This is a genomic window from Mesorhizobium sp. GW821-FHT07A06 (assembly GCF_059419085.1).
The window spans coordinates 396,933-416,815 of record NZ_JBWKRC010000002.1; the positions used below are offsets into that span (position 1 = coordinate 396,933).

The window sequence follows — 19,883 nt, forward strand, 5'->3', positions numbered from 1 at the left end:
GGGGTCACCCGGAAGCCGTACCGTACGTTACGGTTCGGCATATTGCGCAATCCGATGCTCGGCGCAAGGGGATATGACGAAAATATCCGCTAGTATCCGCGAAACGCGCGCGGCGCCCATGCTCAATCGCCGGCAGGCGGATGACGCAGCCGGCCAAGCAGGGCCGACACCGTTTTCAGCTCGTCCGGTGAGAGCCTGGCGCCAACCAGTTCGGCGATCGACCGCCCGTAAACGGCCCACATCCGGCGGCGCGTCTCGCGCCCCTTGGCTGTGATGCGGATGGTCTGGCCGCGGCCATCGTCCGCCACCGGCAGCTTCTCGACCTGGCCGTCGGCCTCAAGCCGCGCCAGTAGCCGCGAAATGTTGTACTGCGCAAACAGGGTGCGCTCGATCAATTGAAATGGCCGCAAGCCCCCCTCGCCCGCCTCGGCCAGCTCATGCAGCACATCGTACCAGGCAAGCGGCGGCAGGCCGCCCTCTTTCAGGGCGTCTTCGGCACGCTCCACCAATTGGCGCGAAACACGCATCAGGCGAGCCCAGGCCTTGATGGCCTCCGGCGAAGGCGTGGCTTTCTCGGTCATGGCCTACCTTTAGGCGATAGATGCAAATGCATCAAGCTTGACGATCAATGCATATGCATCTACATAGATGCAATTGCATTGACTATCGAAAGGCAAATAATGTCCGACAAACTCGTTCTCGTCAGCCATCCTCTGTGCCCCTATGTCCAACGCGCCGCGATCTCGCTGGCCGAGAAAGGCGTGCCGTTCGAACGCGTCGACATCGACCTCGCCGACAAGCCTGTGTGGTTCAAGGCGATCTCGCCGCTCGGCAAGGTGCCGCTGCTGCGCGTTCAGCAAGATGGCAAGGAGACTATGGTCTTCGAATCCGCGGTCATCCTCGAATTCCTGGAGGAAACGCAGGCCGGCGCTCTCCACCCGGCCGATCCCTACGCCCGTGCCCGGCACCGTGCCTGGATCGAATACGGCTCGGCCATCCTCAACGCCATCGGTCGCTTCTATTCAGCCCCGGCCGAAGCCGGCTTCCTTGCCGAATCCGGTGCGCTATCCGCCATGTTTGAGCGCCTCGAAGCCGAACTCGCTGACAACGCCGACCGGAGCGGCCCATGGTTCGCCGGCAACCGGTTCTCGCTCGTCGATGCGGTGTACGGGCCGATTTTCAGATACCTAGACGCTTTCGACCGGATCGGCGATTTCGGCATCCTGGACGGCAAGCCGCGCGTCCAGGCCTGGCGGAAAGCCTTGAATGATCGACCGTCGATCAGGAACGCCGTGGCGCCGGACTATCCGCAACGCCTGCATGCCTTCCTGCAAGCGAAGGGATCTTTCCTGTCGAGCCTCATCCGCCGAAGCGATGCAGCCGGATCATTTGCGTTGGCGCGATCCGCGTGAGCGCCCGCGAGCAATCCCTCGCCTTGAGCGGCCTCAGTTCTCGAACATGACAAAGGCGGCCCAGACCCTCGGATCCTGGGCGCCCGGTATCTTGCCTGCGCGGGCATCGCGGCGGGTCTGGCGAAGTGCTTCCGGATAGGTCTGTCCGTCGGCAAGATAACGGTAGAACCCGACCATGAAGGCGGCGGTACCGGCGTCGTCCACCGGCCACAGCGTCAGCAACGAGCGCTTGGCGCCGGCGATGTTGATTGCCGTCGGCAGGCCACGCAAGCCACCGACGAATGTCTCCTGGCCTCGCGCCGTCTCACAAGCGGACAGGACAAGCAGGTCGAGCCCCGACAGATCCCAGCTCATCAGCTCCATGCCATAGAGCCGGCCGTCATCATCGTCACGTTTCATCGACTGCCGGTCTCCGGCTTGCGACAGCACGACCTGGCTCTGCCAAAGGGCGTTCACGCCGCCCACCCCGCCCTCTTTCTCGTCACGATAAGCGCCGTGGGTGGCCAGATGCGCGACCGTCGCCTGCTCCATAGCCTCGCGCAGCGTCCGCTCCCTGGCCGCCGTTCCGGTCAGCATATGGACCGAATAGTCATCGGCGCGCAGGATCGAGGCGATCGCATCCACCTCCTTGCGGGTGCCCGGCAACGGCTCCGCCCCCTTTTCGGGACCTCGCGCATAGTCCAACCCGCCGGCCAGCAGGGCTCTGCCGGTCCTGGGAAGACTCTGGCCGACGCCGGCGTTCAGCAGCGATTCCGGCCGCGTCAGCATGCGCACGGCGAAGCGGTCATCAAGCGTCGCGCCCTTGCCGTCCTGCAGCAGGGGGAACGGCACCGAAAACAGTTTGCCGTCCGGCACCACGAAGAGCGTGTCGGCGCCACCGAGCGACGGCTCCAGCGGTCCGATCAGACCGGCATAAAGCCCGGTGAATGTGGCGTTCAGGTCGACCAACGTCACGGCACCGCGCTCCTGCGCGGAACGCGTCGACCTCAGGTTTGCCATGCGTGTTTCGCGAGCGGCCGGGATGAGCCTGCGCGGATCGCCGAGATCGTAGAGGCGCGGCTGCTGGTCCTTGCGCGTGACGATCGCATAGAGGCGCTCGTCTTCCAGCGGTTCGGCGCTCTCCCGATCCGCCCGCCACTTGCGGGTGATGAAGTAATCGATCAGCGCCTGGTTTGGCTTCAGCAGGGTGCCGGCAGAAGGTAGCGGCTTGTCCACCAGGCCCTGGCTGAAACTGTACTTGGCCATGGCTTTGGCGATGGCCTTCTGGTACGCCGCCTCAACCTGGTCGGGCTGCACCGCACCCGGATCATCGGAACTGTCACCACTGGAAGCCGCCTCCTGATAGGCCAGGGACAGCCGGATCCCGGCCTCGATCAAGTGCCGTGTCTCCAGATCGTTCGGATCGATCAGGCGGTATAGCCTGCGCAACAGGTCGCGTTTTTTATTTTCAAGCGTCGGCCAGCGGCGCACGGCTTCAGCAAACGCCGGCACCACCGACGCATTGTCCTTTGCGAGGCGCGCATAGTCGTAGAGCATGTCGTCGGCCAGGGCGCGGCTCGCCTCGGCAACGACGGGATTGCCTGATGTGCTCACCTGGAACCAATTCCAACGCAGCATGTCATCGTCGAGAGCAGCGAAATCGGCGGCCGCGGCGGCAGGATTCCTCCTTGCCTTGAGATTGGCCATCGCCTGGCGCGCGGCAAATGTCAGCGGATGCACCACCCCGTAAGTCGATCCGGCGACGCTATAGGCCCGTTCGAGTTGGGCCATGCTGCTTTCGGTGTCGCCCACGGCAGTGAAATGCGCGGCCAGCAGGTTGGCGATCTTGATTGCCAGTATCTCGGGATAGTTCGGGTCGGTGGTCAGTTGCCGCAACTGTGCCAGCGTTGGCTGATCGAGCGGCTGCACACCAGAGAGCACCCTGGTATAGAGCACCCAAGCATCGGCCTGTTCGACCAGATTGCCTTCCTGCTTGAGAACGACGGCAATGTCCCGGTTCTGCTGGAAGTGGCGCAAGGCCTCGTCGTATTTGCCAAGGTCCAGATAGTCCTGCGCGGTGTTGTTGGCGCTGACCAGAACGTTGAAGTGGTCCGGGCCGTAGTAGCCGATCCGCTTCTCCAGAACGGCCAGATCATAGTGCAAGGCGCGTGTCGGAGCTCCCATCTGGCGCAGCATGTCGGCCAGATTGTTCTGCAGTTTCCAGATGAAACGATCATCGGTACCGGTTACCTGCTCGGCCAACTTCAGATTGCGCTGCTCGATGTTGATGGCTGAAGCGATCTGACCGAACGCCGCGACCCCGGTCGCCAACACGTCGTTGGCATACAGGAGTTCCTGCGACTCCTTGCCGTGATAGTGGGCGTACAAGTTGGTGGCTGTCGCGCACATTGACACGAAGCCCTGATAATCCTTCTCCGCCTGCTTCAGCATTGCGTAGTTGAGATAAAAGTCGGCGCGCTTGGCGACATCCTGCCGCATGGCCCTCGTCTTCAGCCCCTCGGCAAAAATCTCCTCGGCTTCGTCGAGGATCTGGTTGTTGAGGAAAGTCGCGCCCGCGTTCGAGTAACTCTCCACGGTGAATTCGTAGAGGTCGCTTCTGGCGGTGGCGAGCAGCGCTGCCCGCAATTGCGCATAGCCTTCGTCGAAGCGTCCCGCGTCCATCATCAGTCTGTAGGCAGCGTCGATGCGGGCGGCCAGCGCGGCCTGGCCGTCCGATGGGTGCTGTTGGCCCGGCTGGCTTGTCGTCTGGGCGTATGCCTTCGGCATAGACAGCGCGACGATCAACATCGCCAGCATCGAAGCCGCAACGCGCATCAGGCCTCTCGGACCTCGGGCTATGGACATCACTGTGTTCACGCGGATCGGCTTGGCGAAAACTCTATGATGCAGTCGTACCATGACCTGGATTTTGTCCGAAATCCCATCGCGCTTCCCTCAGCCCTGCCCGCCTGAACGGATCGATCACCGTGCCGGCGACCATCGAAGCCAGAAGCCGCGGCGCCGGCGGGATCTTTGCGATGGTCGCCACCAGCCTGTCGCGGATGAAGGGCAGCGCCACGGAATCCGATTGGTAGAACGGCGTGAACGCCAGCGACAGCGCCTGGAACACACGCACGTGCCAGCGCCGCGCCTTGGCATAGGCCTCAAGTGCTGCCTCGACGCTCCGCGTGCGTGCCAGCGCATGGCTGAGCGCCGCCGCGTCGAGCAGCGCCATGTTGGCTCCTTGCCCAAGCTGCGGGCTGGTCGAATGCGCGGCATCGCCGATGACGGCCAATCTTCGGCCGACCGGAAGCTTCATCGTGTGGTGGCCGTAGCGGGCCAGCGACAATTGGTCGAAACTGTCGATCTGGCGGGTGAACGCCTCGCTTTGCGGCCACAGCCGCACCACCCTCTCCTTCCAGGCGTCGAGGCCGGCAGCGCGCACCGCGTCGGCATCATCAGGCTTCAGGCTCCAGAAGAAGGCCGCCATTTTTTCGGCGCCGGGCTCCGGCCGGCCGATCGGCAGCACGCCGATCATCACGCTGGCCTTGTCGTAGCGCTGCAAGAGCGCGTGCTCGTCAAACCCTTCGCCGCGCCAGCCGAGCGATGCCCAGAACGCGCCATAGCTGAGCGGCCGTGGCGCACCTGCATTGGCCACGCTCTGCCGCAGTTTCGAGCGTGAGCCGCTGGCGTCGACGATTAGATCGAACGGCCCTGCCCGTCGTCCATTGCCACAGATCAGCGTCGCCCGTTCGCCGGCCTCCATGGTCTCGATCTCGACGCTGGTCTCGATGACGATCGCCTCGCGCCGGGCGGCGCGAAAAAGCGTACCGAACAGGGCCGCCCGGTGCACCGCCAGCCCAAAACGGCGGCCGCGGTGGGCATCATAGCGAACGTCGAGCACGGTGCGGCCGGTCGAGGCATCGGCGCCATGCAGCCGGTCGATCCGAGCGCCAAGCGCCGTGATATCGTCGAGCAGGCCGAGATCGGCCAGAACCGTCAAGCCGGTCGGCTGCAGGATCAGCCCGGAGCCGACCGGCTTCGGCTTCTCGAAGCGCTCGAAGATGGTGACCCTGTGCCCTGCCCGCTTGAGATAAAGCGCCATGGCCAGCCCCGCCGGGCCGGCGCCTGCAATTGCGATGTCGTAGGAAATGCTGATGCCCCCAAGCCGAACTGGCCGGGACAATCCTTCAGCCGCTGTGCGAAATCAAGTCGCGGCGCCGGCCCTGTCCGGCTGTTCAAGCCTGTGTTGCGTCGAAGCCGGCCCGTGCCGCGCGCACCGCATCATGGTTGAATTCGGCCCACTGCAACAAATGCTGCAATGCATCGAACATCGAGCGCCCGAGATCGGTGAGGCTATATTCGACGCTCGGCGGCTTGGTCGGGAACACTTCGCGATGCACATAGCCGTCGCGCTGCAGATCGTAGAGCGTCTGGGTCAGCATGCGCTGCGAGATGTCGGGAACCAGCCGCCGCAACTCGCCGAAGCGATAAGGCTGCTCGGCCAGCGCCGCCATCAACAGCGAACTCCACTTGCCGTTAAGCCCCTGGATGACGTCTCGGACCGGGCAATCGGCGAGATTGCCGCCGCCGGTCATGGCTTTGTAGATGTCGAGTTTGGATTTCAGATTGATGATCTTGCTGTCCACGGCTGGTTCCCTGCCTGTGCCTACCTCCCCAAAAACTGCCTTCTTTACGGCACCGGGTCAATTCCTATTTTAGTGCTGGTCTCTTTTTGAGACCAGCAACCGAACCGCCTTTCGGCGCAATGTCAGGATCCTCCATGACCGCAACCCTTCTCGTCACCGGCGCTTCCGGCCAGCTCGGCCGCAGCGTCATCAACCACCTGCTGGACACATTCAAGGTACCGGCGGCCCGGATCATCGCCACCACGCGCACGCCCGCCAACCTTGCGGATCTTGCAGCGCGCGGGGTCACCGTCCGCCAGGCGGACTTCGATGACACGGCATCGCTGCCAAAGACCTTCGAAGGCGCCGACCGGGCGCTCATCATCTCGACCAACGAGTTGGCGATCCAGGGAAAGCGTCGCGAGCAGCAACTGGCGGCGGTCGCCGCTGCCGGAAAAGCCGGTGTCAAGCATCTGCTCTACACCTCCTTGCCCAACACTGAGCCGGGCTCGCCGGTCCTCTTCGCGCCTGACCACTACGATACCGAGCAGGCGATCAAGGCGAGCGGCATCCCCTACACGATCTTCCGCAATGGCTGGTACGACGAGAACCTCTTCATGGCGGTGCCGCAGATCCTCGCATCGGGCCAATGGTATACGTCCGCGGGCGACGGCGCCATTTCCTATGGAGCGCGCGACGATCTCGCCGCGGCCATAGCCGCGGGGCTGGCCTCGCAAACCGTTGACAGCAAGACCTACACGCTGACCGGCCCCAAGGCCTATACGACAGCCGAAGTCGCCGCGCTTGTCACCGAAGCTACCGGCAAGCCGATCCAGGTCGTCCAGCTCTCCGATGAAGCACTGACGGAGGGCATGAAGGCCGCAGGGCTTCCCGAGCCGATCGCCAAGCTTCTGGTGTCATTCGACGCCGCCACGCGCGCCGGCGGCCTTGGCATGGTGACGGATTCGGTCGAGACGCTTTCCGGTCGAAAGTCGGTATCGCTGAAGCAGTTCCTGGAAGCCAACAAAGCCGCGCTGGCTGGTTGAAACCAGAGCGGTGGGAGGTCACCCTCCCGCCGCGCTACTTCGATGTCTTGAGCAGGCCGAGCCGGACCAGGCTCTCACCGGTGGCGGCCAGCGCGTCTTCGCGCGAGCGCGGCGCCCAGCCGAGCACACGCACCGCCTTGGCGTTGGTGGCATTCTTGACCTTGCCCAGTTCCGTAACCAGTTGCGCGGCTTCGGCGTTGAACAATCCGACGATCCGCACCAGCCAGTCGGGAAGCTGCCTCGTCGAGACGCGCGACGCCGCGTCGCCGAGCCGCGCCTTCACGGTCTGCGCGATTTCCCGCACGGTCATGAAGTCGCCTGATACCGCGAGGAAGCGCTCGCCCTTGGCGGCTGGATTGGTCATGGCACGCACATGCAGGTCCGCCACGTCGCGTGCGTCGACCACGCCGAAGGACAGACGCGGCAACCCCGGCATGGCGCCGTTCATCATCCGCTGGACAAATTCGGTGGAGGTCGAATGGTCGGCGCCGAGAACCGGTCCGAAGATGCCGACCGGGTTGACGACCGCCAACTCCAGCCTGCCGCCCTCGGCAGCGATGAAATCCCAGGCCGCGCGCTCGGCAAGCGTCTTCGACTTCACATAGGCGCTGACCTTGGCCGTCGGATCGGTCCAGTTCTCCTCGGTGAACGGCCCGGGCGGCATCTTGCCATAGCCGATGGCCGCGAAGGACGAGGTCAGCACGACACGTTTGACGCCAGCATCCCGCGCCGCCCGCAGCACCCGCAGCGCACCCTCGCGAGCCGGGATGATCAGATCGTCCTCTTGCTTGGGCACGCCCGGCGGAAATGGCGAGGCGACATGGAGCACGTAGTCGCAACCGGCGACGGCTTGCGGCCAGCCTGCGTCGCTCGTGAGGTCGGCGATGGCGAAGGACAGCCTGTCGCCTGGCTCGATGCCGCCGGCCTTGAGCATGGCCAGCACATCGGCTTTCCGCTTGGAGCTGCGCACCGTCGTGCGTACGCGGTAGCCGCCCTTCAGGAGTTCAAGGATGCAATGGGCGCCGAGGAAACCCGATCCGCCGGTGACAAGCACCAATTCGCCGCTCATGCCCGCCCTCCACCAGCTTAGGTCGAGGCGATCAAGGTCGTCAGATCGCCACCTGCGTACCGATTTCCACCACGCGTCCGGTCGGGATCTGGAAATATTCGGTGGCGTCGGCGGCCGTGCGCGCCAGACCGATGAACAGCCGGTCCTGCCACACCGGCATGCCGGAATTGGGCGAGGCCTTGAGCGACCGGCGCGACAGGAAGAAGGATGTCGTCATGATGTCGAACTTCCAGCCCTGCTTGCGGCAGATCGCCAGCGCCCGCGGAATATTGGGCTGTTCCATGTAGCCGAACGTCAGTGTCACCCGCATGAACAGTTCGTTGACCGTCTCCATCTTGACCCGGTCGCTATCGGGCACCACCGGCTGCGGCGCCGTCACCACCGAAAGGATGACGTTCTGCTCATGCAGCACCTTGTAGTGCTTCAGGCTGTGCATGAGCGCTGTCGGCGCGCTGAGCGGATCGCTGGTCAGGAACACCGCGGTGCCGGACACCAGCTGCGGCTTCTTCTTCAACAGATTGCCGGCGAGGAAATCGAGCGGGATCTCGTTACGGCGGGTCTTGTCGAACAGGTAGCGGCTGCCGCGCACCCAGGTCCACATGGCTGTGACAATGGTGAAGGCCACCGCCAGCGAGGCCCAGCCGCCCTCGAACACCTTGACGATGTTGGAAGCGAAGAAGCCGATGTCGATTAAGGCAAACAGTGCGGTCAGCGGGATTGCCACCCTCAGCCGCCATTTCCAGATACGCGTCATGACGACATAGAGCAGTACCGTCGTCACCAGCATGTTGCCGGTCACCGAGATGCCATAAGCGGAGGCGAGCTTGCTGGACTCGCCGAACCCGACCACCAGCAGCATCACCACCAGCGCCAGCAAGAGGTTGACGCGCGGCATGTAGATCTGGCCGGACTGTTTTTCCGACGTATGCAGGATTTCGAGCCGCGGCAGCATGTTGAGCTGCACCGCCTGCCTGGTCAGCGAGAAGGCACCCGAAATCACCGCCTGGCTGGCGATGACCGTCGCGGCGGTCGCCAGCACCACCATCGGGATAAGCATCCAGCCTTCGTTCATCTCGAAGAACGGATGGCCGACCACCCCGTTCTTGGCCAGCACAAAGGCGCCCTGCCCGGCATAGTTGAGCAGCAGGCAAGGGAACACGATCGACAGCCAGGCCAGCACGATCGGCTTGCGGCCGAAATGGCCGAGATCGGCATAGAGAGCCTCGGCGCCGGTGACAGCGAGGAAGATGGCACCGATGGTGACGAAGGCGACATCTGGCGAATGAATCAGGAAGGCGACGATATAGTGCGGGCTGATCGCCCACAGGATCTCCGGATCGGCGATGATGTGCTTGAGCCCGGACAGGCCGATAGCCAGGAACCAGACTGCGGTCACCGGACCGAAGACCAGTCCCACACCGCCCGTGCCAAACCGTTGCACCGCGAACACCATGGCAAGAATCACCAGTGTCAGCGGCACGACATAGGGCTGGAAGGTGGGGGTAACGACGTTCATGCCCTCGACCGCCGACAGCACCGAAATCGCCGGCGTGATGACGGCGTCGCCGAAGAACAGCGAGGCGCCGACGATGCCGACGCCCAGGATCACCGCCGAGCGCTTCGGGAAACTGCCGCGCGCCAGCGCCATCAGCGACAGCACGCCGCCCTCGCCGCGATTGTCGGCGCGCAGCACGAACATGATGTATTTTATGGTGACGATGATCGTCAGCGACCAGATGATAAGCGACAGCACGCCCAATATATCGCCACGCTCCGCGACCTGACCGCCCGAAGACGCCACCAGGGCCTCGCGAAAGGCGTAGATCGGGCTGGTGCCGATATCGCCATAGACAACGCCGAGCGCGCCCAGCATCAGCACCTTGGTGCTGTGCTGCTCGATTTCCGGATGGCTCGATTGTTCGACGGGTTCTGCCTCACTACCAGTATTGGCAAGGGCCATGGACGACACTCCGATAAGCGCGCGGTGCTCTACGCTTGCTGCGATGCAATATCAAGTACCGTCACGTTATGGCTGCCATGCCTGGTGCGCGAGGCTGCCATCATTACCACCCACAGGCCCTGAGAAACCGACCCACCGTGCCGGCCATGCCATACTCCAACGCGTCGGCTGTCAACCCATGTCCGATTGACACTTCGGCCAATGCCGGAATGCGCCTCGCCAGAGCGGGCAGATTGCCCACCGTCAGATCGTGCCCGGCATTGACCTGGAGACCGGTGGCGGATGCCGCATCGGCTGTTTTCCCCAATCTTTCCAGCTCGTTGGCCGCCTTTGCGGAATCGGAATGGCAGCTGCCATAGGGACCGGTATAGAGCTCGATCCGGTCGGCACCGGTATCGCGCGCGGCCGCAATGCCGGCGGGATCCGCATCGGAGAACAGCGACACCCTGAAACCACCCTTCTTCAGGCGCCTGACGATTGGTGTCAGGAACGCCGCGTCGGCGGCGAAGTTCCAGCCATGGTCGGAGGTTGCCTGTGCCGGCTCATCGGGAACCAGCGTCACCTGTTCGGGCTGATGCTTTTCCACAAGCGCCAGGAAATCCTCGCTCGGATAGCCCTCGATGTTGAATTCAGCCTGCGGGAACTCGTCGTCGATCAGCGCCCGGATCTCCGGCAGGTCGGAATGCCGCGTGTGACGCTCGTCGGGACGCGGATGGACGGTCAGCCCATGCGCTCCGGCGGCAAGGGCGAGCCGGCCGATGCCGATCACGCTGGGCCACGGCAAGTCGCGCCGGTTGCGCAGCATGGCGATGGCGTTGAGGTTGACGGAAAGCTTTGCGGGCATGGGCTGGTGTCCGTGAAACAGGCGGGTTAGCGGCGCGCCGCGGCCATCCGTTCAGCCTGGGCGCACTTGAGACCGGGCATCTATAGCGTCTTTGGCGGGAACAGATAGGGCTTTCCAGTGTTCCAGAAGACCAACTCTCTTCCAAAGGAGGCCTCGCCGTGAATTTCCTGCAATCCGTGCCGGCGATCCGTCGCATCGACACCGGTCGCGACGACCTGTTCGCAATCGATGTGGTCGGGCATGTCTCGGCGGCCGATGCGGAAAACCTGTTTGGCCTGCTGGAAGCGGCCTACGCGCTCCATCAGCGAATCGACGTGGCTGTGCGCATGGTCGATCATGACGGCGTCGACTGGGCCGACATCTCCGAAGAGACCCTCAAACTGGGCGCCCTCCATGCACTGGAGCATATAGGCCGCTGCGCGGCGATCGGCGCACCGGACTGGACGCCGGACGCACGGCAGGCCTTGCCCGCGTCGTCACCCATCGAATTCAGGCATTTCAAGGCCGAGGACGAAGACGAGGCCTGGAAATGGCTCGGTGTCCGGCAAGTCGGCGTGCGGGAAAAGCCCTCGTCGTAGCTACCTGACGATGGTCAGCCGCTCGGCGGCCCGGGTGATAGCGGTATAGAGCCAGCGCTGGCGGGTTTCCTTGAAGGCCCAGCTCTCGTCGAACAGCACGATCTCGTTCCACTGCGAGCCCTGCGCCTTGTGCACGGTCAGCGCATAGCCATAGTCGAAATCATCAAAGCGCTTCTTCTGCTGCCAGGGGATATCGGCGTCGGGATCCTCGAACGCCGCCTTGAGCAGCTTGATCTTGGCGACGCCACGGTCCGGATCGTCCTCTTCGGGCGAAACCAGAAGGTTGATACCGGGCTTCACCGTCTCGCGCGACGAGGTCATCACCTTCCACAGCGAGCCATTGAGCAGCCCCTTGGCGGGATCGTTGCGCAGGCACACGAGCTTGTCGCCGGCCTGCGGATAGTCGGCATTGAAGCCTTTGAGCTCGCGCAGGCGCTGGTTGTAGCGGCGACGCGTGCGGTTGGTGCCGACCAGCACCTGGTCGGCCCTCAGCACCAGTTCCTGGTTGACGTCTTCCTTGCCGATCACCTGCGCCGTGCCATAGTCGCCGCGCATGAATTCGCGGCCTTCGCGCACGTCGAGCGCCAAGCGCAGGATCGGATTGTCACGCGCCTGCCGGTGGATTTCGGTGAGCAGGAAGTCGGGTTCGTGATCGGTGAAGAAGCCGCCGCCCGAAATCGGCGGCAACTGGCCGGGGTCGCCCAGTACCAGGATCGGCGTCCCGAAACTCATGAGGTCGCGGCCGAGCTGCTCGTCGACCATCGAGCATTCGTCGATGACCACCAGCTTGGCGCGCGAGATCGGGCTCTGCCGGTTGAGCGAGAAGGTCGGCGACATCGAGGTCTTGCCGGTGACCTCGTCCTCGACCGATTCCTCGCCCTTGGGCCTGTAGATCAACGAATGGATGGTACGGGCATTGACCGCCCCCTTGGAGCGCAGCACCTGGGCCGCCTTGCCGGTGAAGGCGGCGAACTGCACCTGGCCGTCGACATGTTCGGCAAAATAGCGTGCCAGCGTCGTCTTGCCGGTGCCGGCATAGCCGAACAGCCGGAACAGCTGCGGCTTGCCGGCTTGCAGCCAGCGGGCAACCGCCTGCAGCGCCTCGTCCTGTTGGGGTGAGAATTCCATCAGTGCGACAGACCGGATTCGCAAGCGAAACACAAGACAGCCGCCAATCGACTGCCGTCAATGACGCACCGAGCGCCTCCGACAGCTGAGGCTATCAGGCGCACACAAGAACGTAAAGAGAACAAAAAGACAGACGCCCGGCCATCGTTGCTGTCAGCCGAGGGCAATCAAGGCTGTGCCGGCGAAGGCGAGCACGAGGATTTGGGGCGGTCCTGGACATCCGCTCACGTCGCGGATTGGAACTCCGGATCGTTCTCGAGCAGGATCGGCCTGCCGTGGGGCGTGGCGTGCGCGGCGCGCTCCCAGGCTCGGGCCATCGCGTCGACATCGGATCTGGCGGCCAGTCCCTTCGACGCCAGCAGCCGCTCCAGCGCTGCCAGCCAATGCTCGTAATAATCGTGTCCGTCCGTCGCGGCGCCCGGCTTCTTCACCTCGGCCGACAGCGCCTGTGCCCATTCGCCCCACGAAAACAGGCCCTTGTCGTGCAGCGCCACCGTCATGGCGAACGCCTCGGCCTGCCAAGGCTCGGCGAAAACCGGCGCGTCGAGGCCAACGGGCAAATCGGCGGCGGTCCCGTCAGGCCGGCTCAAGATAGCTCTCCCAGGCGTCGATCGAGACGACAAGCGTCGGATCGGCGCCCTCGCCCCAGATCTCCGTGCCGTCGAAAACCACCGTATAGACCCATTGCGGGTTCTCGCCTCGCCCGTGCGCGTTGGTGTCGGGAAAGACGAAGCCGTCGCGCACCGCCTCGATCCTGCCCAGCTTGCCGCGCGCATAGCGCGGCAGCCGTGTGTGACCGGTGGGGTTGAAATTCTTCGTCCGCACCTGCTGGCCGGCCTTGAACCGCGCCGGCGAGGCAACGGGCCGGTCGCAGGGACCACCCTTGGCCAGCACCGCCGGCACGTTTTCGGCCTTCAGCACCCGCTTCGGGATCGCCGCCGCATCGATCGCCTCGCCGGCCGCGAGATCGCGCTCGCTGACGAAGCCATGGCGCTTGAGCAGGGTCTCCAGCGCCTTTATCCAGATCTGATAGTAGCTGGAGGAATAGTAATCGGCCGGATGCAGCGATTCGCGCGCATGCCGGCTCTCATCGATATTCCAGGCTCCCATGGCGCCGGCGCAAAGCGTGACGCCGAGCGCCCGCCTCTCCCAGGCCGCGTGGAAATAGGGCTCGTCCTTTTCGGGCGCGACCGGCCCGAACCCCATCTGTCCGCCAAGATCCTGGGGCCCGTTCATGCCGGCCCTTTCGCCAGGGCAGTGCCGATCATTGCATCGCGGCTCACCAGATCGGCCAATTGCTCCTCGCTCCAGCCCTCGGTACCGCCCGGCCGCATCGGCACCACGAGATAGCGCAGTTCCGCCGTTGAATCCCAGACGCGTATCTTGGTTGCGGCCGGCAACGTCAGGCCGAATTCCTCCAGCACGCCGCGCGGATCGATCACCGCGCGCGACCGATAGGGCGGAGCCTTGTACCAGACCGGCGGCAGGCCAAGTACCGACCATGGATAGCACGAGCACAGCGTGCAGACGACGAGGTTGTGGTGTCGCCAGTGTTGAACACCGCCTGCATGTGCTCGCCCTGGCGGCCGGTATAGCTCAGCGATTCAATCGCCGCCGTCGCGTCGCGCTTCAGCCAGTCGGCATAGGCGGGATCGTTCCACGCCTTGGCCACGACCCTCGCGCCGTTGCGCGGGCCGATCTTGGTCTCGTAGGTATCGACGATGACGTCGATCGCGGCCGGATCGATCAGCCCCTTGCGGGTCAGGATGGTTTCCAGCGCACGCACGCGCGCCGCGAACGGGTCGAGCTCATTGTCGTGGTCATGATCATGGGACATGGCCACAAACTACGGTTCCGATCCGCCGGCGGCAAGCGCCACGGCTTGGGCAAGCTTTTATCCAGGCCATCAGGCAGCTATTCGGCCGCTGTCTTCTGCGGCTCCGCCCGGATGTCGTCATTGGTGCCGAACAATGAAGGCTGGTCGCCATTGTCGACCACCTTCAGTTCAGCCTTGCGCTTCGGCATGAGCCCGACCAGCCAGCCGGAGAAATTCTCCATGTAGACGTAGATCACCGGCGTCACGAACAGGGTCAGCGCCTGCGAAGCCAGCAGGCCGCCGACAACGGCAACGCCCAGCGGCTGGCGCAGCTCGGCGCTGGCGCCGGTGCCGAGCGCGATCGGGAACGTCCCCATCAGCGCCGCCAGCGTCGTCATCATGATCGGCCTGAAACGCATCAGGCAGGCCTTGTGAATGGACTCCTTGGCCGACATGCCCTCTCGTCGCAATTCAAGCGCGACGTCGACCATCATGATGCCGTTCTTCTTGACGATGCCGATCAGCATCAGGATGCCGATCACCGCTATGACGGACAGATCCATGCCGGCGAAGCGCAGGGCAACCACCGCTCCGAGCACAGCCGATGGCAGGCCGGTGAGGATGGTGAGCGGATGGATGAAGCTCTCGTAGAGAATACCCAGCACGATATAGATGGTCAGGATCGCGCCGCCGACCAGAAGCCCTTGGTTGGCCAGTGAATCCTGGAAGGTCTTGGCGGTGCCGGCAAAGGTGGTCGAGATCTCCGTCGGCATGCCGATCTGCTCTTTGAGCGCGTTGATGCGGGTCACGCTGTCACCCAGCGCCACGCCTTGCGGCAAATTGTAGGAGATGGTCACGGCGGGAAGCTGGCCGAGCTGGTTGACGGTCAGGGCGCCGGCCGTGCGGTCGACCCGGGCGAAAGCGCCAAGCGGAACCAGGGAGCCGCTCGCCGTCCGCATCTGGATGGCAAGCATCCGCTCGGGCGACCATTCGATCTTGGGATCGAGCTCGGTGATGACCTCGTAGCTGTCGGCCGAACCGAAGATCGTCGAAACCTGGTCGGTGCCGAACCCGCCATAGAGCGCGGTGCGCAGCGTGTCGGTGTCGATGCCGAGCTGGGCGGCCTTGTCGCGATCCACCACCAGCGATGCTTGCAGCGCATTGTTTTGCAGGTCGCTGGTGACGTCGGTGAACGTCGCGTGGTCGGCCGCCATGGCGTCGTTCAGCTTCTGCGCCCACGTATCGGTCAGGCCGGTATCGAGGCCCTGAACCACGAGTTGGTAGGCGCTGGCCGACGAACGCGACCCCAGCCTCAGATTTTGCACCGGCTGCATGTAGGTCTCGATGCCCGCCACGCCGGCCAGTTGCTTGCGCAGATCCGAAAGCACCTTCTCGATATTGGGACGCTGGTCCTTGCCCTTGAGCTGGACGAAGAGCTGCCCCTGGTTGAGCGCATTGTTGCCGCTGCCCGCCGACCACGCCACGTGATCGACATAGGGCGAATGCGAGAAGACGCTGGCCACCTGGCCCTGCAGCTTGGCCATGGCGTCGAACGAGATGTCCTGGCGCGCGATGGTCGTCACCGATATCTGGCCGATATCCTCCTGCGGGAAGAAGCCCTTGGGCGAGATCTGGATCAGCCAAACCGACGCCGCGGCCGTGCCCACGAAGACGAGAAACACCAGGAAGGTGTGCCGCAGGCAGAAGGTCAGAACCCGGTCGTAGCCACGCGTGACGATATCCCGCTTATGGCCAGCGCCATGCTTGTCGCGATCGGCCTTCGTGACCGATAGCAGCCGCGAGCACAGCATCGGCGTCAGCGTCAGCGACACGAACATCGACGCCAGGATGGCGACGGTCACCACGACGGCGAACTCGTTGAAGATGCGCCCGATCACGCCGCCCATCAGGAGCACAGGGATGAACACCGCCACCAGCGAGATCGAGATCGAGATGATGGTGAAGCCGATTTCGCGCGCGCCCTTGAGTGAGGCATCGAAGGCCGACAACCCATCCTCTTCCATGTGCCGGAAGATGTTTTCCAGCATCACGATGGCATCGTCGACGACGAGGCCCACGGCAAGCGTCAGGCCCATCAGCGATATGTTGTCGATGGAGAATCCGAACAGGAACATCGCGCCAAGCGTGGCGATCAGCGAGATCGGCACCGCCACTGCCGGGATGATGGTCGCCGTCACCCGACGCAGGAACACGAAGATAACCATGACCACCAGCGCGATGGTCAACAGCAGCGTGAACTGGACGTCGTCGACGGCCTGGCGGATCGACGTCGAACGGTCGTTCAGCAGCTTGATCTGCGCGGCGGCCGGCATCTGGTCCTGGAAGGACGGCAACATCGCCTTGACCTTGTCGACGACGTCGACGGTGTTGGCATCGGGCTGGCGCTGCACGGCCATGATGATCGCGCGGGTACCATCGTACCAGCTCGCCGTCGTCGTGGTCTGCACCGAATCGACGACACGGGTTACCTCGCCCAGCCGCACCGGGTGGCCGTTCTTGGTGGCGATGATGAGGTTGGAGAAGCCGGCGGCATCGGTGAGCTGTGTGTTGGCGGTGATGGTCAGCTGCTGCTTGTTGTTCTGCAGCACGCCGAGCGGCGTGTTGCTGTTGGCCGACGCGACCGCCGCCTGCAGCTGGTCGATCGAGATGCCCCGCGCCGCAAGCGCTGTCGGATCGATCTGGATGCGCACCGCGTATTTCTGCTGACCGAAGATCGAGACCTGCGCCACACCGTCGATGGTCGACAGCGATGGCGAGATCACGTTCTCGGCGAAGGCGTCGAGCTCGGTCAATGGAACCGTGTCGCTGACCAGCGACATCAAGAGGATCGGCGCGTCGGCCGGATTGACCTTGCGATAGCTCGGCGGCGCCGTCATCTGCGGCGGCAGCGATTTCTGCGTTCGCGCGATCGCCGCCTGCACGTCCGCCGCCGCTGCGTCGATATCCCGGTTAAGCACGAACTGGATGGCGATCGAAGTCTGGCCGAGCGAATTCGTGGTCGAGATCGAATCGATGCCGGCGATGGTGGCGAACTGCTTGATCAGAGGCGTCGCCACCGATGTCGCCATGGTTTCCGGCGACGCGCCCGGCAGTGAAGCCGAGACGTTGACCACCGGAAATTCGGCGCTGGGCAGTGCTGCCACGGGCAGGAACTTGTAAGCAAACAGCCCGCCCAGCACGAGGGCGAACGACATCAGAAGGGTGGCGACGGGCCTGCGGATGCAGAATTCGGAGATCATCGGGCCGCCTCGCCGGCGTTGGTCGCCTCGGCCACCTTGGGCGCGGCCGTCGAGTTGCCCTCATGCACCGCGGCACCATTCTTCAGCCTTGTCTGGCCTTCCGTGACCACTTTCTCGCCGGCTTTCAGCCCCTGGCTGATGGCGCTGTTCTGGCCCTCGGTCAGGGCCACCTGCACCGGCCGCATCTCGACGGTGCTGTCCGGCTTGACCACATAGACGAACGGGCCCTTCTGGCTGGGCTGGACCGCGACGGTCGGAACGGAGGTCATCTGCGGCATGATCCCGGCGTCGAGGACGACATTGACATACTGGCCGGGCCACAGCGACAGATCGGCATTCGGTATGCTCGCCCGCGTCGCGATCGTGCCCGACGCGGTGTCGACACTGGAATCGACGAAATCGAGCGTGCCCTTGCCGATCGGCGTCGGGTCGCCGTCCTTGGTCAACGTCACCGCGCCTTGCTGCGGATTGGCAAGCGCCTTGTGCAACAGCGCAAGGTTGCTTTCCGGCAGATTGAAGTTGACCTGCAACGGGTCCATCTGGGTGATCGTCACCAGCGGTGTTGCCGTACTGCTGTTGCCATTGCTGACCGTGACGAGATCGCCGACCGACACGTTGACGGCGCCCAGCCGACCCGAGATCGGGGCTGTGATCGTGGCAAAGCCAAGCTGGACGTTGTCGGCATCGATCGTCGCCTTGTCGGCATCCACGGTCGCGGCCGCCCCCTTCTGCGCGGCAATGGCCTGATCATAGGTCTGCTGGGTACCAGCCTGCTTGGCGACAAGATCCTTGGCGCGCTGAAGATCGGAATTCGAGCTGGCGAGCAACGCCTGGTCCTTGGCAAGTGCCGCTTGGTCCTTGGCGAGTTGCGCCTTCAGCGAGCGGTCATCGAGCGAGAACAGCGTGTCGCCCGCCTTCACCATCTGCCCGTCCTTGATATCGATCGACACGATCTGGCTGGAGACCCTCGCGTTGATGTTGACCACAGCCGGAGAGGAGACGAAGCCGATGGCATAGCGACGGATCGGGAAGTCGGCCGTCGTTGCCGTTGCCGAAACGATCGAGGCCGAACGGGCGCCACCGCCGCCTGATGCCTGCTTGTCCCCTGCCGCCGGCTCGTCGGTTGCCGATTTGCCCGCAACGGCGACCGGCTTTACGCCGACCAGTTGCTCAACCTTGCCCAGCGTATCGGGAGACAGATAGAGCCAGGCCCCGCCGGCACAGGCGACGGCAAGCAATGAAAGAATGACTTTTCCACGTATCGTCAAAGCACCCTCTCCGTCCGACACGCCGTTGCCAGGTGGTCGTATCATAGCTCGTTCACGGCTGATTGCCGCGATTTAGCCGAATAGATAGGACAGGCATTTGTCGGAAAAGGGCCAAAACACGGCATTACGAAGATTTAATGTGCACTGCACAATAGGTGAGCAGCCGGTCGCCGCCACAGGGGGGCGAGGCTCGTCGAACCGTCGGGACCCCTATTTCAGCATCGGCCACAGCGTCGCCGCCAGCAGCACGCCCATGGCGATGTTGAACCATTTCAACCGTACCGGGTCCGACAGAAATCCACGCAACGCCGTGCCGAATCCTGCCCACACCGAGACGCTGGGCAGGTTGACCACGGCGAAGGCGAACGAGATCAGCGCTACCGAGATGAAGGGGTGGTCGGGGTTCGTGTAGACAGCCATGGCGGTGATCGCCATCACCCAGGCCTTGGGATTGACCCACTGGAATGCCGCCGCATCGATGAAGCGCATCGGCCGCGCTTCCGCCTCACCCTTGCCGCTCAGTGAGCGCGACGTGGCGATCTTCCATGCGAGGTAGAGCAGATAGGCGGCGCCAGCGACCTTGAGGACATTGTGCAGCGCCGGAAACGCCGTCAGCACCGCGCCAAGGCCGAAACCCACGGCCAGCAACAGGACGAGAAAACCGATGCTGATGCCCAGCATGTGCGGGATCGTCCTGGTGATGCCGAAATTGACGCCGGAGGCCAAGAGCATGAGGTTGTTCGGCCCCGGCGTGATCGAGGTCACGAAGGCATAGACGAGCAGTGCGAGGAATGCGTCGAGTGACATCGGGTCCACAAGGTCAGCAATGCTGACATAGATAGCGAACACGTCAGACGCAACCGCAATCCTTTGGTCCAGCAGTCGCCGGCCATGT

16 protein-coding genes and 1 pseudogene are annotated in these 19,883 nt (G+C 63.9%); 3 read left to right on the top strand and 14 right to left on the bottom strand.

Features of this window, described 5'->3' with window-relative positions; translation table 11 throughout:
• Nucleotides 1–122: 122 nt before the first annotated feature.
• A complete protein-coding gene (locus AC07SZ_RS07395) occupies nt 123–581 on the bottom strand; it encodes a MarR family winged helix-turn-helix transcriptional regulator (protein WP_056572978.1) in 459 nt (152 codons plus the stop codon).
• A 99-nt stretch (nt 582–680) separates the two neighbouring features.
• Between AC07SZ_RS07395 and AC07SZ_RS07400 the strand changes: the two genes are divergently transcribed.
• Nucleotides 681–1,412 (top strand): glutathione S-transferase family protein, encoded by a 732-nt coding sequence (locus AC07SZ_RS07400; protein ID WP_056572981.1) that lies wholly within the window; start codon nt 681–683, stop codon nt 1,410–1,412.
• Nucleotides 1,413–1,445: 33 nt separating this feature from the next.
• Here AC07SZ_RS07400 and AC07SZ_RS07405 read toward each other — a convergent pair whose 3' ends face one another.
• The 3 genes from AC07SZ_RS07405 to AC07SZ_RS07415 all read right to left on the bottom strand — a co-directional run bounded on the left by AC07SZ_RS07405 (nt 1,446) and on the right by AC07SZ_RS07415 (nt 6,040).
• Nucleotides 1,446–4,226: a CHAT domain-containing protein gene (locus AC07SZ_RS07405; RefSeq protein ID WP_065005574.1), complete on the bottom strand. Its 2,781-nt coding sequence runs from the start codon at nt 4,224–4,226 to the stop codon at nt 1,446–1,448.
• Between the two features lie 64 nt (nt 4,227–4,290).
• Entirely contained in the window at nt 4,291–5,577 is a 1,287-nt protein-coding gene (locus AC07SZ_RS07410; RefSeq protein WP_172373272.1) for an FAD-dependent oxidoreductase, read from the bottom strand.
• A gap of 52 nt (nt 5,578–5,629) precedes the next feature.
• Nucleotides 5,630–6,040: a winged helix-turn-helix transcriptional regulator gene (locus AC07SZ_RS07415; protein WP_056572991.1), complete on the bottom strand. Its 411-nt coding sequence runs from the start codon at nt 6,038–6,040 to the stop codon at nt 5,630–5,632.
• Between the two features lie 134 nt (nt 6,041–6,174).
• Between AC07SZ_RS07415 and AC07SZ_RS07420 the strand changes: the two genes are divergently transcribed.
• A complete protein-coding gene (locus AC07SZ_RS07420) occupies nt 6,175–7,065 on the top strand; it encodes an SDR family oxidoreductase (RefSeq protein WP_056572994.1) in 891 nt (296 codons plus the stop codon).
• 34 nt (nt 7,066–7,099) lie between these two features.
• Here the strand turns inward: AC07SZ_RS07420 and AC07SZ_RS07425 are convergent, their stop codons facing one another.
• The 3 genes from AC07SZ_RS07425 to AC07SZ_RS07435 all read right to left on the bottom strand — a co-directional run bounded on the left by AC07SZ_RS07425 (nt 7,100) and on the right by AC07SZ_RS07435 (nt 10,938).
• Nucleotides 7,100–8,134, bottom strand: a complete 1,035-nt coding sequence (locus tag AC07SZ_RS07425; protein WP_494913853.1) for an SDR family oxidoreductase — start codon at nt 8,132–8,134, stop codon at nt 7,100–7,102.
• A gap of 40 nt (nt 8,135–8,174) precedes the next feature.
• The gene (locus AC07SZ_RS07430; RefSeq protein WP_056573000.1) at nt 8,175–10,094 is read right to left on the bottom strand and encodes a potassium transporter Kup; all 1,920 of its coding nucleotides are present in this window, start codon (nt 10,092–10,094) and stop codon (nt 8,175–8,177) included.
• 103 nt (nt 10,095–10,197) lie between these two features.
• Nucleotides 10,198–10,938 carry a pyridoxine 5'-phosphate synthase gene (locus AC07SZ_RS07435; RefSeq protein ID WP_494913854.1) on the bottom strand — a complete coding sequence of 247 codons (741 nt, stop codon included), beginning with the start codon at nt 10,936–10,938 and terminating at the stop codon, nt 10,198–10,200.
• A 158-nt stretch (nt 10,939–11,096) separates the two neighbouring features.
• Between AC07SZ_RS07435 and AC07SZ_RS07440 the strand changes: the two genes are divergently transcribed.
• On the top strand, nt 11,097–11,516 hold the full coding sequence (locus tag AC07SZ_RS07440) for a SpoIIAA family protein (RefSeq protein WP_494913855.1): 420 nt from the start codon (nt 11,097–11,099) through the stop codon (nt 11,514–11,516).
• On the opposite strand, the gene AC07SZ_RS07445 is transcribed toward AC07SZ_RS07440, so the two are convergent.
• From AC07SZ_RS07445 to AC07SZ_RS07475, 7 genes and pseudogenes are all read right to left on the bottom strand, one after another.
• The gene (locus AC07SZ_RS07445) at nt 11,517–12,644 is read right to left on the bottom strand and encodes an ATP-dependent DNA helicase (protein ID WP_140775885.1); all 1,128 of its coding nucleotides are present in this window, start codon (nt 12,642–12,644) and stop codon (nt 11,517–11,519) included.
• A 224-nt stretch (nt 12,645–12,868) separates the two neighbouring features.
• Entirely contained in the window at nt 12,869–13,234 is a 366-nt protein-coding gene (locus tag AC07SZ_RS07450; RefSeq protein ID WP_056573015.1) for a nitrile hydratase accessory protein, read from the bottom strand.
• Nucleotides 13,221–13,880: a nitrile hydratase subunit beta gene (gene nthB / locus AC07SZ_RS07455; RefSeq protein ID WP_056573018.1), complete on the bottom strand. Its 660-nt coding sequence runs from the start codon at nt 13,878–13,880 to the stop codon at nt 13,221–13,223. Before nthB ends, AC07SZ_RS07450 begins: the two co-directional genes overlap by 14 nt.
• A pseudogene (gene nthA, locus AC07SZ_RS07460) lies at nt 13,877–14,481 on the bottom strand (nitrile hydratase subunit alpha). The gene nthB and the pseudogene nthA overlap by 4 nt, the downstream one beginning before the upstream one ends.
• Nucleotides 14,482–14,558: 77 nt before the next feature.
• A complete protein-coding gene (locus tag AC07SZ_RS07465; RefSeq protein ID WP_056573023.1) occupies nt 14,559–17,720 on the bottom strand; it encodes an efflux RND transporter permease subunit in 3,162 nt (1,053 codons plus the stop codon).
• Entirely contained in the window at nt 17,717–18,982 is a 1,266-nt protein-coding gene (locus AC07SZ_RS07470; protein ID WP_056573506.1) for an efflux RND transporter periplasmic adaptor subunit, read from the bottom strand. Before AC07SZ_RS07470 ends, AC07SZ_RS07465 begins: the two co-directional genes overlap by 4 nt.
• A 216-nt stretch (nt 18,983–19,198) precedes the next feature.
• Nucleotides 19,199–19,795: a LysE family translocator gene (locus tag AC07SZ_RS07475; RefSeq protein ID WP_056573508.1), complete on the bottom strand. Its 597-nt coding sequence runs from the start codon at nt 19,793–19,795 to the stop codon at nt 19,199–19,201.
• Between the last annotated feature and the right edge of the window lie 88 nt (nt 19,796–19,883).